14 protein-coding genes are annotated in these 14153 nt (G+C 66.5%); 4 read left to right on the plus strand and 10 right to left on the minus strand.

The window, feature by feature from the left end; all coding sequences use genetic code 11:
* The first annotated feature begins 107 nt into the window (after positions 1–107).
* Together AC27VN_RS15990 and AC27VN_RS15995 are read left to right on the plus strand one after the other, a co-directional pair.
* Positions 108–854 (plus strand): Crp/Fnr family transcriptional regulator, encoded by a 747-nt coding sequence (locus AC27VN_RS15990; protein ID WP_093345249.1) that lies wholly within the window; start codon positions 108–110, stop codon positions 852–854.
* A 144-nt stretch (positions 855–998) separates the two neighbouring features.
* Positions 999–2294, plus strand: a complete 1296-nt coding sequence (locus AC27VN_RS15995; protein ID WP_490877153.1) for an EAL domain-containing protein — start codon at positions 999–1001, stop codon at positions 2292–2294.
* Between the two features lie 184 nt (positions 2295–2478).
* On the opposite strand, the gene AC27VN_RS16000 is transcribed toward AC27VN_RS15995, so the two are convergent.
* Complete coding sequence (locus AC27VN_RS16000; protein ID WP_490877154.1) at positions 2479–3228, minus strand: SDR family NAD(P)-dependent oxidoreductase; 750 nt, start codon at positions 3226–3228, stop codon at positions 2479–2481.
* 127 nt (positions 3229–3355) lie between these two features.
* Positions 3356–4102: an SDR family NAD(P)-dependent oxidoreductase gene (locus AC27VN_RS16005; protein WP_490877155.1), complete on the minus strand. Its 747-nt coding sequence runs from the start codon at positions 4100–4102 to the stop codon at positions 3356–3358.
* A gap of 159 nt (positions 4103–4261) precedes the next feature.
* Between AC27VN_RS16005 and AC27VN_RS16010 the strand changes: the two genes are divergently transcribed.
* On the plus strand, positions 4262–5170 hold the full coding sequence (locus tag AC27VN_RS16010; RefSeq protein WP_490877156.1) for a LysR family transcriptional regulator: 909 nt from the start codon (positions 4262–4264) through the stop codon (positions 5168–5170).
* 21 nt (positions 5171–5191) lie between these two features.
* Here AC27VN_RS16010 and AC27VN_RS16015 read toward each other — a convergent pair whose 3' ends face one another.
* Both AC27VN_RS16015 and AC27VN_RS16020 read right to left on the minus strand, forming a co-directional pair.
* Entirely contained in the window at positions 5192–6289 is a 1098-nt protein-coding gene (locus AC27VN_RS16015) for an alpha/beta hydrolase family protein (protein WP_490877157.1), read from the minus strand.
* A complete protein-coding gene (locus tag AC27VN_RS16020) occupies positions 6286–7257 on the minus strand; it encodes an SDR family oxidoreductase (protein WP_490877158.1) in 972 nt (323 codons plus the stop codon). The genes AC27VN_RS16015 and AC27VN_RS16020 overlap by 4 nt, the downstream gene beginning before the upstream one ends.
* 84 nt (positions 7258–7341) lie before the next feature.
* Between AC27VN_RS16020 and AC27VN_RS16025 the strand changes: the two genes are divergently transcribed.
* Positions 7342–7971: a TetR/AcrR family transcriptional regulator gene (locus AC27VN_RS16025; RefSeq protein WP_296783919.1), complete on the plus strand. Its 630-nt coding sequence runs from the start codon at positions 7342–7344 to the stop codon at positions 7969–7971.
* Between the two features lie 125 nt (positions 7972–8096).
* On the opposite strand, the gene AC27VN_RS16030 is transcribed toward AC27VN_RS16025, so the two are convergent.
* Genes AC27VN_RS16030 through AC27VN_RS16055 form a run of 6 tightly spaced genes read right to left on the minus strand, consistent with a single transcriptional unit; the run spans position 8097 to position 14014 of the window.
* Positions 8097–9527, minus strand: a complete 1431-nt coding sequence (locus AC27VN_RS16030) for an aldehyde dehydrogenase family protein (protein ID WP_490877159.1) — start codon at positions 9525–9527, stop codon at positions 8097–8099.
* 22 nt (positions 9528–9549) lie between these two features.
* Positions 9550–10251 (minus strand): ABC transporter ATP-binding protein, encoded by a 702-nt coding sequence (locus AC27VN_RS16035; RefSeq protein ID WP_093345264.1) that lies wholly within the window; start codon positions 10249–10251, stop codon positions 9550–9552.
* Positions 10238–11023 (minus strand): ABC transporter ATP-binding protein, encoded by a 786-nt coding sequence (locus tag AC27VN_RS16040; RefSeq protein WP_208510471.1) that lies wholly within the window; start codon positions 11021–11023, stop codon positions 10238–10240. The genes AC27VN_RS16035 and AC27VN_RS16040 overlap by 14 nt, the downstream gene beginning before the upstream one ends.
* Complete coding sequence (locus tag AC27VN_RS16045) at positions 11020–11970, minus strand: branched-chain amino acid ABC transporter permease (protein ID WP_490877160.1); 951 nt, start codon at positions 11968–11970, stop codon at positions 11020–11022. The genes AC27VN_RS16040 and AC27VN_RS16045 overlap by 4 nt, the downstream gene beginning before the upstream one ends.
* Complete coding sequence (locus AC27VN_RS16050) at positions 11967–12839, minus strand: branched-chain amino acid ABC transporter permease (protein WP_093345272.1); 873 nt, start codon at positions 12837–12839, stop codon at positions 11967–11969. Before AC27VN_RS16050 ends, AC27VN_RS16045 begins: the two co-directional genes overlap by 4 nt.
* Before the next feature lie 11 nt (positions 12840–12850).
* Positions 12851–14014 carry an ABC transporter substrate-binding protein gene (locus AC27VN_RS16055; RefSeq protein ID WP_490877161.1) on the minus strand — a complete coding sequence of 388 codons (1164 nt, stop codon included), beginning with the start codon at positions 14012–14014 and terminating at the stop codon, positions 12851–12853.
* Positions 14015–14153: the final 139 nt, after the last annotated feature.

Genomic DNA, 14153 nt, shown 5'->3' on the forward strand with positions numbered 1-14153 from the left:
TCATTTCATCAATCACGGAAAAGCCGGGACCCTGACGGCCAGCGATACAGGTCCCTTTTTTGGGGGATGAGCTGGAGCACGAAGGAGGAGACCGCGTCCGTTCCAGCATGTATCTGCACCCACTTATTGCCACGCTGCCCGACAGCGAGCGTGCGTTGCTTGTTCAAAGCACCGAGTTCCGAAACTATCGCCGCAACGATGTCGTACTCGCCGTCGACGAGACATCCGAACATGTTTACTGCGTCGCCACTGGACTGCTGCGTGTCGTGGTACACGGCAGCGGTGGCGACAGCGAAGGCGTCACCACCGATTTCGTCAGCAAGGACGACTTCTTCTTCAGCCCCTCGTTGAAGGAAGACAGCTATGTGGCGCAGTCCACGTTGATCGCGGCGCTTCCTTCTTCCGTCTATCTCATCCCGATCCATGTTCTGCGGCGGCTTTGCACGCTCTTTCCGCAGGTCGCCGTGGGCCTGCTGGAGTCGGCCGTCAAGCGGGTCTCCATGGTGCATGGCCAGCTGCGGCGAATTTCTTCGCTCCCGCCCGTCGAACTGGTCGGCCGGGTGCTTCATGAATTGACCCACCTGGCACCGGCCGGCCCCGGCGGCTACGACAAGCGGATCACGCAGGCCGTGATCGCTTCGTATGCCGGGCTCTCGCGCGAGGGGGTGAACAAGGCGATGCGCGAACTCGAGAACCGCGGCCTCGTCCGGCGGGACGACGAGGGCGTGCACGTACCTCCGGAGTTCGCTTCCACCGATTTCGGCGCCCTGGAACTCGAAGGCGACAACGAGGACGCATCGGACACCAAGCTGCAGAACCCCTCCGACAGGCACCGCTCGCGTCGAGGCTCCTGACGCCATGGCACCGTTCCCCTTCACACCAAAGAGCGCGCCCACGAAGCGCGGAGGGGACACGCAACCACTACGAGAAAAACACAGGGATGGATGTCACGGATCGGATCTTCAGGATGGATGCCGTCGGGAATCAGAGAGGGAAAGATGAAGAGTGTCCAAGATCCGCTCACGGGCTTGCTCGCTCGTCAGAGCTTCGTCGATGCGGCGTCGCATTGGCTCGGATCGGAGAAGCGGCCGCGCCAGCGCCTGGTGATCTTCGAAGTCTTCGGCTTGTCGATCATCAACGAGACACAAGGGCTGGCATGGGGAGACAAGGTGCTGCAGGAGGTGGCTCGATGGCTGGCATCGAAGTTCGATCCGGCCCGGTGTGTGCTGGGCCGGTGGGCGGGCAACAAGTTCGTCGTGCTGTACGAGCCACGCGGCGCGGAGGCTTTTCCCGGCGATATCCATCGCGCGAGCCTCGGGTCCCTCGGGCTGGGATCGAGTCTCGGCAGACAGGCGGACCTGACGCGCCTGCACGTCGGCTTCTGCGACAGCGGTTCACGCCAGATCGATGAGCTCCTGACCTTCGCGAGCGAGGCGCTTCACGCGTCCGCGCGCTCGGTGGGGGCATGGGGCTATCGCTTCGATGAGGCGATGCATCGACGTCTGTTGCGCCGCCAGGACATCGAAAAGGATCTGGCCTGTGCCATCGAGGCACGGGAGATCGGGCTGTGGTATCAGCCGATCCTCTCGAGCGATGGCTCCAGCCTCCATAGCCTGGAGGCGCTGTTGCGCTGGCACCATCCGAGGCAAGGATGGACTTCACCCGAGGAGGTGGTTCACGCGGCCGCGGTCATGGGGATGGGCGAAACGCTGTTGCAGCACATCCTGCAGGAGGTCTGCCACGGCTTGCACGCGTTGGCGGATGCGGACCCCCGGTTCGAGAAGGTTCCGGTGGCCATGAACGTGTCGCCCCGTGAGATCGGAGATCTTCCTCTGAGCGACATCGTGTTGAGGACATTGCTGCGCGAGGGCATCGCCCCTCGGCATCTGAGGATCGAGATCACCGAGGAAAGCGCGCTGGACAGCCTGTCGTCTTCGGGGCAGCTCGAAGCGCTTGCGGCAGCCGGGATCGCCATCGCGGTGGACGACTTCGGCACCGGCTATTCGTCGCTGGCGATGCTGGGCGACAAGTACGTCAAGCAGATCAAGATCGATCGACTGCTGATATCGGAATTCCACCGGTCCGACAGGCGCATGCTGCTCGTGGATTCGATCATTCACCTCGGGAACGCACTGGGCATGGAGGTGGTGGGCGAGGGTGTGGAAACGCTCGAAGAGCTCGAGCACCTGCGCTTGCTCGGTTGTTCGCTGGTGCAGGGCTACTACCTGGCGCGGCCAACGCCGCTCGAGGCATTGATCGCCCAGGTTCGTCACGCAAGATTGGATGGAGGCTAGCCAGCGCACCCCGATTGTTGGGAACGCGCACTGGCGCAGGTCACGGATCCGCCTGCGGTCGCCGAGCTGTTGCTGGCTCGAATGCTGTTCGCCCCCACCCGGATCGATCGGGGCAGCGGAAGGGGCAGGCCTTTTTTCAGCCAGCAACATGCATGCGAGCGTTGAAGGAATGGACAGCGCAGCTTCAGAGCTTCGAGCCGCCGTCGACGTGCAAGGTGTGGCCGGTGACCCAGCGAGCCTCGTCGGACGCCAGGAACGCCACGGCATCGCCGATGTCCTCCGGCTGAGCCAGGCGCTTGAGTGCCTGCATGCCCAAGGTGGCAGCGCGCCCGGCGTCCGTCTTGGTGAAGCTGGACATCTCGGTCTCGACCACGCCCGGCGCGACCGCGTTGACGCGAATGCCGCGCTCGCCGAGTGCCGTGGCGAAATGCGTCACGAGCGTGTCGATGGCCCCCTTGCTCGCGGCATAGGCAGACAGGGTGCCGACCGACGCGCGCGCAGCCAGCGAGGAAACCAGCACGATGCTGCTGCCTTCGCACAGCGCCGGCAGCAATTGCTGCACCAGGAAGAACGGCGCGCGCACGTTCACCGCGAAGAGATGGTCGAAGTCCTCCACGGTGGTGTCCTCGATCGAGGCCGCCTTGGAGATGCCGGCGTTCGCCACCAGCACATCGAGCCGACCGCCGATGATGTTGCGCACGCGCTGCGCCAGGTCGTGCGGTCCGGTGGGCGAGCGCAAGTCGGCTGCGACCTTCTCCGCCTTGCCCCCTGCACGACGGATCTCGTCGACAACGGCGGTCGCTTCCTTCTCGCCGCTGGCGTAGTGAACCAGTACCTGGGCCCCGGCGCGAGCCAGCGCCAAAGCACTGGCTCGGCCGATGCCGCGCGATGCGCCCGTGACCAGGGCGGTCTTGCCCGAAAGAGTGTTGTTCACGGCGTGCTCCTCAGATTGCAACGGCTTCGAGCGGGAAACGATGCGCGTCGGCGACGGCCTGGCTGCGCTCGCTGAGCGATGGATGGTCGGACATGGTGGAACTCCTGCATGTGCGGTTCGTGGCGAGTCAGCCGGCGGTCTTGCCGCCGTCCACCGTGACGATCTGGCCCGTCACGAAGGCGGCCCCTTCCGAGGCCAGGAAGAGCACGACGGCAGCGATCTCGTCCGGCTTGCCCACACGGCCCAGGGGCACCCCCGCGGCCAGGGCCGCCTTGTTCTCCGGCGTGCCTGTGAAACGGTCCAGCATGCCGGTGTCGGTCGGACCGGGAGCCACGGCGTTCACGCGCACGCCGGCGGCCGCAACTTCGAGCGCGGCCGACTTCGTCATCCCTTCGACGGCATGCTTGCTGCCCGCGTAGATCGAGGCGTAGGCAGCACCTTCATGGCCATAGGTCGAGGAGATGTTGACGATGCTTCCGCTGCCCTGCGCGGTCATCGCGCGCAGCTCGTGCTTCATGCTCAGCAGCGTGCCGAGCACATTGGTGTCGAAGGTCGCGGCGTAGCTCTGCGCCGTCTGATCGACGATCGGGCCAGGCTGGCCTTCGGTGCCGGCGTTGTTGACGGCGACGTTGAGGCGGCCGAAGCGGGCGATGGTCTGGTCCACCAATTGGCCGACCTCGGCGTCGTTGCGCACGTCGGCTTCGATGAAGAAGGCCTGCGCACCCAGCGCATGGAGCTCGGCTTCGAGCGCCTTGCCTTGCGGCACGCGGCGTCCGGAGACGACCAGGCGGGCGTGGGTGCGGGCGAATGCCAGGGCGGTGGCACGGCCGATGCCGGTCAGGGCGCCGGTGATGAGGACAACGGGTTGGTTCATGATGAGAAATCCTGTGGACATGACGATGGAAGCATGGATGGCTCGACTGACAACTCCGCTGCCGGTCGCGTCTCCATAGGGGAGAATCTAGGGATTCGGCGCAACTTTTAAAAAGACTTTGTGGGCTGGTGGGCATGCCTGTGAAGCATGGGGATGCACATGGAACTGCGACATCTGAGGTATTTCATCGCGGTCGCGGAGACGGGCAGCCTGACCGTCGCGGCCGAGCGGCGCCTGCATACCTCGCAGCCGTCGCTGAGTCGACAGATCCGCGACCTGGAAGACCAGGTCGGCGTGGCGTTGTTGCATCGAAGCGCCCGCGGGGTGGAGTTGACGGCGGCCGGCAAGGCGTTCATCGACCATGCGCGGCTGGCGCTGACCCAGGTCGACGCTGCTGTCGAAGCGGCTCGGCGGGCCGCGCTGCCTTCGAAGCAGCGCTTCGCGCTGGGCTTCCTGACGGGGCAGGAAATGACCTGGTTGCCCCGAGCCATGCATCTGCTTCGAGACGAGTTGCCGAACATCGACGTGACGGTCTCCAGCGACTATTCCCCCGATCTGGCGGATGCCGTGGCACGCGGCAAGCTGGACCTGGCCTTTCTGCGCGCCGAGCCGGGCTTCGACCTGAGCTATCGAACCGTGGGCCGAGAGCCTTTGGTGGTCCTGATGCCCAGTGATCATGCGCTGACGGCTCGGGCCGCCGTCACGCCGCAGGACCTGGTCGGCAGTCCGTTCATCGGCATGGCCAACAAGGCGCGGGTGTTGCAGGCGGTGGTGGACGACTACCTGCTGCGCTCGGGCGTGAAGATCACGCCGACACAAGGCGTGGACAACCCCGCCATGGTGATGTCGCTGGTCGCCTCGACACGCGGCCTGGCCCTGATTCCCGACTATGTCGAGAACCTGCTTCCCTGGTCGGTCGTCAGCCGTCCGCTGGCAGGCGAGGTGCCGACCATCGATCTGGTGGTGGGGTACAGCAAGTCCAATGCGTCGCCGGCGCTCCGGCTGTTTGTTTCCAGGCTGGGAGAGTTGGTGGCGAGGGCAGCGGACAGGCCCGTCGCGGCATCGTGAGATCCGTCGGCGCTCGAAAGGCTAGGCCGGGCGGCCTTGGGTCGAGTCCGGTGCGACGTCCCGGAAGGCCAGGCTCGGACTCGTGCGGACGCGCGTCATCCTGACGGTTTGAGCGCTGTCGAGTCTGGGGGCTCGCGCCAAGATGGACTGCCAAGTCGTTTGCCACCGTGCGAGCGCCGTGCCGTCGTGCTCGAAGATCAGGTCGAAGAATGCCAGTGCGAGATCCGCGGTGGCGACCTTGACCTTGGGGTTGAGCGATGGACCGCCGGTCAGCGAACGATCGGTGAACATGCTGTGGGAACCGCCCTGGAACACGGCCAGCAGCTTGTGGGGATTGGTGATTGCATCGAAGACGGCCAGTCGATCGTCCACGCCTGAGCGGTAGCCCGGGATCTCGATCACGTCCTCGGTCGCCGTCACATGGATGGTGGGAATCGACACCTTGCCCAGCACTGCCGCCAGATCGGGTTCGCCATAGAACGGCGGCGCAGAGATGACGACTGCCGCCGAGAAGCGGGAATCGAGGCAGTCGAGCGTCAGGCCGTTCCTCACGATCTGCGCGCCGATCGTGAGGAGCGTCGTGTTCGCACCGTAGGAATGGCCCGCCGCCACGAGGCGCTGGCGGTTCACTGCAGCGCCAAGACTGCCAGTTTCGTCGGAGAGCATTCGGTCGAGCGCGAAGCGCACATCGGCGGCACGCGCGATGGCCTCCTTTTCCTGAGCCGCAGCCTGCAAGCGGCCCACCACGCCGAACGGGTTGCCCCGCCAGAGCTGCGCATCGCTGCCGACATGCTGGACATGCAGACTGGCGACACCACGGGTCGACCAGTGTTTTCCGAGATAGCTGTAGCCCTGCCGCGAACCGCCGATTCCGTGGGAGAACACCACCAACGGCACCGGCACGTCGGACGTCGCAACCGTTGGCCAGTACAGGCGCGCCGGCACCGGGCGGGATCGCGCCTGGTCGACCCAGTCGAAATCCATCACCCGGTAGGGCGGCTCGGTGGGTTGCGCCATCGCTTTCGTCGGGCCTGAGGCCAGCGCAGCCCACAGCAACATGGCATTGACTTGCCGCCGGCTCAGATTCATCTGCATGTCTGGCGTGCTGCGATGTTTCATGCGCGCGAGGGCTGGATGACATCGAGCGGTTCCGCGGACCTTCGACCATCGCGGGTGGGAAACACCGCACCGGTGAGCGCCTCCGACTCCAGCCACAGCCTCGCAGCGACGTTCTTGTCCAGTGCCTGAGGCGGGATCCTGGCCAGGACCGGATAGCCGCGCGTTTCGGCGAACTTGTTCGGGCCGTAGTAGGCGCCGCCCCTCGCCTGCGGCGAGGTCGCGGCGAAGAGGGTGGGCAACGCGCCCTGCGCGGCCGGCTGGAACAGGAACCACATATAGCGGCGAGCGATGCCCGCGGCGCTCCACGCGCCCGCGCCGTTGGGCAACAGATCCGTGCGCGAAACGCCGGGGTGGGCAGGGATGCTCTGAATGCCCCAGCCCCCGGCATCGCTGCGGCGTTGCAACTCGAGGGCGAACATCAGGCACGCGAGTTTCGATTGGCCGTAGACCGGCATCGGCCTGTAGCCGTGCCGAGCCTGCAGGTCATCGAAGTTGATCGCGCCGCTTCGGGCGGCAACACTCGACAGGCTGACCACGCGCGGTTCGTTGCCTTGGCGCAGCAAGGGGAGGAGCCTGGCGGTCAAGGCAAAGTGGCCCAGGTAGTTGGTGCCGAACTGCATCTCGAATCCGTCGGCAGTCGCCAGGCGTTTGGGCGGTGCCATCACCGCCGCGTTGTTGATCAGCAGGTCCAACCGGTCGTGCGAACTCCGAAGGCGCTCGGCAAAAGCCTCGATGGAATCAAGGCTGGCGAGATCCAGCGCCCCGAAAACCACTTTCGCGTCCGGAACGCTTTGGCGAATGAGGTCGACTGCCGCCGCCCCTTTCGACGGGTTGCGACCTGCAATGACGACGTTCGCACCTGCACGGGCCAACGCGAGCGCGTCCTGGAACCCAAGACCGCCGGTACCGGTGACGACCGCGGTGCGGCCGCGCTGGGAAGGAATGTCGGAAGCTGTCCAGTGGGCCATGTCTTAGCTGGGGAAGAGGGGGACGGTAGAATCAGTGCATATAAAACAGCACTGAGTGCATAATTTAATGCACTTCGTGCAGCTATGCAAGAGGCCATCGAAATGCCAGGAAATCCCTCGCCTGCGGGCACGGTGCCCACAGAAGGCCTGCGGGAACGCAAGCGCCGCGAGACACGTCAGCGCATCGCCGAGGTCGGCCAGCGCCTGTTCCTCGCCAACGGTTACGAAAGCACCACGCTGGATGCCATTGCGGCGGAAGCCGGTATTTCGCGCCGGACTTTCTTTTCGTACTTCAAGTCGAAGGACGAGATCATCGTGTTCTGGCAGCAGACCGGATCGGCCAGTCTGTATGCCGATCTGCTGAAGACATCGCCCGATGTGCCGCCGCTCGATGCGGTCCGCGATGTCATGGTGAAGCACATCTCGCTCTACACGACCGAGCAGATGACGGCGCTCGACAATCTCATGCGATCGAGCGAAGCGCTTCTTGCGCGCAAGCAGACGCACTACGTGGAGCAGGAGCAGGCGCTCTTCAGCACGCTGTGCGAAGTCTGGCGGCAGCCCGAGCGCCGTACGTCGCTTCGGATGGTGGCCATGGTGTCCACCGGTGCGATGAGATTGGCGCTTCAAGCCTGGAGAGACCAGACCGGCCCGCGAAAGCCGGTGGCCAGGTTTTTGCGGGAGGCCTTCGACAGCCTGCGAACGGAGCTTTGACGGCGCACCTCGAGGCAGGCCGCCAATGGCTTCTTCAGGCTCGAGCCCGCCTGATTGGTTGAAGGCTCGCGTTGCTCTTAGCGCCGAGCATGCCGCGCGATGCCAAGGACGGAGTGCGCGCCCCGTTACTTCGGAATGCTGATCACCTGTAGCTGCGTGACCGCCTTGAGGCCCTCGGCACCGAATTCCACGCCCCAACCCGAGCCCTTGACGCCGCCGAAGGGCACCATCGGATGGATCGCGCCGTGCTGGTTGATCCACACGGTGCCGGCCTGCAGCCGCACGGCAACCGTGCGCGCCTGCGCCACGTCGGAAGACCACACGGAGGCGCCGAGTCCGACGTCGAGCCGGTTCGCGCTTGCGATCGCATCCTCGAGCTCGCGGTACTTGATGATGGGAAGCACGGGGCCGAACTGCTCTTCGTCCACCAGCGCGGCACCATCGGCCAGACCGGTCACGAGCGTGAGCGGATAGAAGTTGCCGGCGCCTTCGCGCGCCTGACCGCCGCAGACGATCTCGCCGCCGTCGCGGCGCGATGCCTCCACCAGGCGGCTCACCTTGTCGAACTGCATCCGGTTCTGCACCGGCCCCATGACCACGCCGGCACCGAAGCCGTCGCCCATCGGCACCGTGGTTGCGATCTTCCTGAGTTCGTCCACCACCGCGTCGTGCAATGACTCCGGCACGTACAGGCGCTTGATGGCCGCGCAAGTCTGTCCCATGTTGATGAAGGCGCCCCAGAACAGGCCCATGGCGATGGCGGCCGGGTCCGCGTCGGCCAGCACGATGGCCGCGTCGTTGCCGCCGAGTTCCATGGTGGTCGGCGTCAGATGACGCGCCGCGATCGCCGTGATCTTGGCGCCGGTCGAACCCGAGCCCGTGAACATGATCTTGTCGATCTGCGGGTTGTCGACCAGTGCGGCACCGACTTCTCCCGGACCGCTGACGCTGTTGAGCACGCCCGGCGGCAGGTGCTCGGCCATGATCCGCACCATCTCGAGCGTGCCGATGCTCGTGTACTCGGAAGGCTTGATGACCACCGTGTTGCCGGCCCGCAGCGCCGGCACGATCTGCCAGATGGCAATCAGCAACGGCCAGTTCCACGGCGCGATGGCGGCGATCACGCCGTAGGGCTTGCGGTGCACTTCGTAGCGCCGGCCATCGTCTTCGAACACGGTCTCCACCGGCAGCTCGAGGCTGGCGGGCACCCGGGTCCAGGCCTCGCAACCGGCCAGCTCGAACAGCGCGCCGGGCACCTGGTCCGGCCCCAGGCCGCCGAGCGGCTTGCCCTGTTCGCGCGTGACCCATTCGGCGAGGTAGGTCGCATTGCGCTTCAGGGCGTCGGCCACGTGCTCGAGGTGCTCGCGTCGCCTGGCATCGGGCAGCGCGGCCCACGCCGGCTGGGCCGCCTTCGCGGAAGCGATCGCCTGCGCGATCTGCGCCGGCTCGGAATGCGGCACCAGCCCGATCGCCTCGCCATTGGCGGGGTTCTTCGATTCGAAGGTTCGGGCGGAGGGGACGGCGCGGCCGTCGACGGTGTTCGTGAAGGATTTCAATGACTTCTCCGGTGAATGTTTTTCAGACGCCCAGGTAGGCGTTGCGAACCGCCGGGTCCGCGAGCAGCGCGCGGCCGGTGCCGCTGTGCACGATGCGGCCGGTCTCGAGCACGTAGCCGCGGTCGGCCACGGTCAGTGCGGCGGCGGCGTTCTGCTCGACCACGAGGATGGTCACGCCCTGTGCGCGCAGTCGCACCAGCACCTCGAAGATCTGGTCGATCAGCAGGGGTGCGAGGCCGAGCGAAGGTTCGTCCAGCAGCAGCAGCTTGGGCCGGCTCATGAGCGCGCGGCCGATGGCCAGCATCTGCTGCTGGCCCCCCGAGAGATCGGAGGCCACGCGGCGGCGCATCTCGCCGAGCACCGGAAACATGGCATAGACCATGTCGGTGTCTGCCGCGATCTCGGCGTCCTTGCGCCGGTAGGCACCCAGGCGCAGGTTGTCGGCCACCGAGAGGGGCTTGAACACCTGCCGGCCTTCGGGCGCATGGCCCAGCCCCATGCCGACGCGGCGGTGCGGGCTCATCGCGTCGAGCTTCGCGCCTTCGAGCCAGACGCTGCCACCGAGCTGCGAGTGCAGGCCCGAGATGGTGTGCATCAAGGTGGTCTTTCCCGCGCCATTGGCGCCGAGCAGCGCCACGATCTCGCCGGCGTGCACCTCGAGCGTCACGTCCTTGAGCACCGACACCCGCCCGTAGGCGGTACACAGGCCTTCAACCCTCAGCATGGGCCAGCTCCTTTGCGTGACTACCGAGATAGGCCGCGATCACATCCGGGTTCTCGCGCACCTCTTGCGGCGTGCCCTGGGCCAGGATGCGGCCCTGGTTCAGCACCAGCACCTGGTGGGAGAGCCGCATCACCATCTTCATGTCGTGCTCGATCAGCACCACCGACACCTCGCCCGCGATACCGCGCAGCATGTGCTCGATCTCCTCGGTCTCGACGGCGTTGCAACCGGCCGCCGGCTCGTCGAGCAGCAGCACCTTGGGCTCGCTGGCCAGTGCGCGCGCGATCTCGAGGCGCTTGAGCACGCCATAGGAGAGGCTGCCGGCCACCGCGTTCGCATGGGCCGCGAGGCCCGTGCGCTCCAGCGCCGCCATGGCGCGCTCGCGGCTTTGCCGGTTCTGCCGGCCCACCGAGGGAAGGCGCAGCAGATCCTCGAGCAGCGTGGTGCTTTCCCAGCGAGCGCGACCGACCATGACGTTGTCGAGCGCGGTCTGTTGCGCAAACACCTGCAGGTTCTGGAAGGTGCGCGACATGCCCTTGCGGGCCAGCCTGAACGGCGGCAGGCCGCTCACGTCCTCGCCGCCCATGCGTACGCTGCCCGAGCGCGGCGTATAGAGGCCGGACACCATGTTGAAGAGCGTGGTCTTGCCCGCGCCGTTCGGTCCGATGATCGACAGGATCTCGCCCGTCGGCGCGTCGAAGGAGACGCCGTCCACCGCGACCACGCCGCCGAAGGCGATGCCCAGGTCCCTGACTTCGAGTGCCGCGCTCATTTGCTGGCCCTCCGCAGCAGTTGGCCCAGCGTGGGCACGATGCCCTGGCGCAGGAAGATCATCGACAGCATGATGATCAGCCCGACCGCGATGTCCTGGTAGTCATGGAAGGATGCGAGCAATTGCGGCAGCAGGGTCAGCAGTGCCGCGCCGACCAGCGCGCCGAAAGGCGTCGCGGCGCCGCCGATCACCACCATCGCGACGAACTCCACCGAGGTCATGAAGCCCGCGAGGTCCGGCGTGATGAAGCCGTTCATGAGCGCGAGCGTGCTGCCGGCCACCGCCGCATAGACCGATGCGATCACGAAGGCCTGGAGCTTGCGCCGCGCGACGTCCACGCCCATGCTGGCGGCCGCCACCTCGCTGTCGAGGATCGCGCGCAGGGCGCGGCCGGTCGGACTGTCGCGCAGCACCATCGCGACGGCAACGCCGGCGATCATCAGCGCGGCGCTGATCCAGTACCAGGTGCTCGGCGATTCGAGCGCGAAGCCGGCGATGCCGAGGCGCTTCACGTCCATGCCGTCGGGGCCGCCGGTGAGTGCGACCTCGCTGGTGATCACCAGCCCGATCAGCAGCGAGAAGCCCAGCGTCGCGATGGCGAGGTAGTGGCCCTTGAGCCGCAGGATCGGCTTGCCGACCAGGTAGGCGATCAGTCCCGCCAGGACGATGCCGCCGGCCGCCGCCACCACCACCGGCACGCCGTAGCGCGCCGGCAGCACGGCGCTGGCATAGGCGCCGATGCCGAAGAAGCCCGCATGGCCCAGGCTGATCTGCCCGGCCATGCCCATGAGGATGTGCAGGCCGACGGCGGCGAGTCCCATGATCCACACCAGTGCCGCGATGCGCATCACGTAGCTGGAGCCCGCCACGACGGGCAGCAGCGCCACGATCAGCACCAGCAGCACCAGGGCACGCCAGCCTGCGTTGGAAGCTCGAAGTGCTTTCATACGCGGTCCACCAGTTTGCTGCCGAGCAGGCCGTTGGGCATCACCAGCAGCATCAGGATCAGCGCGACGAAGGCGACGCCGTCCTTGTAGACGGAGGTCACGTAACCGGCCGCGCCGGCTTCGAGCAGGCCCAGCAGCAACCCGCCGAGCACCGCACCCACCGGATTGCCGAGGCCGCCGAAGATCGCGGCCGAGAAGCCCTTGAGCGCCAGTAGCGCACCGATGTCGTAGCGCGTCAGCGTCACGGGCGTGACCAGGATGCCGGCGATGGCACCGAGCGCGGCCGACAGGCCGAAGGCGAGCACCAGCACGAAGGAGATGTTGATGCCCACCAGGCGCGCCGCCAGCCGGTTGGCCGCGCTCGCGCGCAGGGCCTTGCCGGTGAGGGTCTTGTCGAGGAAGAGCCAGAGCGCGAGAAACATCACGATCGCGCTGCCCAGCACCCAGAGGCTCTGCGGCAGCACGCTCGCGCCGCCGACCGCGATCGGCGTGTTGCCCGAGAAGGGCGCCAGGTTGTGGAACTGCTTGTCGAACAGGAGCCCGGCCACGCCGCGGATGAAGATCGAGGCGCCCAGCGTGATGATGATGAGCGTCACGGGCGAGGCATCGCGGGCGCGCTCGATGGCGAGCTTCTGCAGCAGGATGCCGACGATGACCGCGACGGCCACCGCCGAGGCGGCCGCCAGCCATACCGGCAGCCCCATGGCGATCAGGAACACCGTGGTCATGCCACCCAGCATGACGAACTCGCCCTGCGCGAAATTGACCACGTCCGAGGCGGCGTAGATCAGCGTGAAGCCGATCGCCACCACCGCGTAGACGGCGCCGACCGTGAGTCCGGAGAAGACGAACTGGAGAAACTGCGACATGGAGTGCTTCGTCAGTCGATCAGCAGCCAGTCGCCGTTCTTGACCTCGAGCATCCGGAAGGCCTCGACCGTGAGGCCTAGATGGTCCTGCGGCGTCATGTTCACCACGCCCGACGTGCCGACGAAGCCGCGGGTCTGCTCGAGTGCGTCGCGGATCTTCCTGGGATCGGCGCTGTTGGCGCGCTTGATCGCCTCGACCACCATCATCAGGCCGTCGTAGGCACCACCGCCGAAGGTGGAGACCGGCTGGCCCGTGGCCTTTTCGTAGGCCGCCATGTAGCCCGTCACCACCGGCTTCTGCGGATCGCTGGCCGGCAGCTTCGATGCCACCAGCAGGGCCGCGGCCGGCAGCCGCACGCCTTCGGCGGCGGCACCGGAGAGCTCGATGTAGCTCTTCGACGCCACGCCGGGGTTCTGGTAGAGCGGAATGCTCTTCATGTCGAGCTGGCCGTAGTTGCGCGTCAGCACCGCCGGGCCCTGGCCCGAGGCGCCGGTGTTGAGGATGGCCTGCACGCCCGGGGTGGCCTTGATCTTCGCCAACTGCGGCGTCATGTCGGTGTCCTGCGCGCCGTAGGTCTGGTCGATCAGGATCTTGATGCCGTACTTGTCGACCACCTTGAGGCACTGCTCGCGCATCGAGGTGCCGAATCCGTCGGTGCCGGCGATCAGCGCGATCGACGTGAAGTTGCGCTTCTTCATGTCCGAGAACACGCGCTCGCAACCCATGCGGTCGGTGTGCGGGCTCTTGAAGACCTGCTGGCGCACCGGCTCGATGATGTTCACGCTGCCGGCGAGCGACATGAAGGGGAGCTTGGCCGCTTCGAACACCGGGATCATCGCCATCGTCGTGCCGGTGGTGGAGCCGCCGACCATCGCCACCACGTTGTCGCGCTCGACCAGGCGCTGGGCGAAGGTGCGGGCCTTGTTGGCATCGCCCGCGTCGTCGTAGGTGACCAGTTCGATCGGCCGTCCGAGCACGCCGCCGGCGGCGTTGATCCGGTCGGCATAGAGCTTGAGCGTCTTCGCTTCGGGGTCGCCGATATAGGAAGCCGCGCCCGTCACCGACAGCACGGAGCCGATGCGGATGGGTTCGGCCGCCTGCACCGAGGCCGAGAGGCCCAGGGGCAGGGCGATGGCAAGCGCCAGGTGGCGAAGGCGCGCGGAAATTCTTTTCATGGAACTGTCTCCTTGTCGTTGGCGGGGGTGGTGAATTCGATGAGCAGGCGCGTGAGGCCCGGTGCCGAGGCAGGCGCTGCCAGCTGGCCGGCGCGGCTTTGGGCGAACAGTCCGAGCGCCAGTCCGGTCGCGAAGCCTT

This window comes from Variovorax sp. 20P10.2.4, assembly GCF_058244205.1.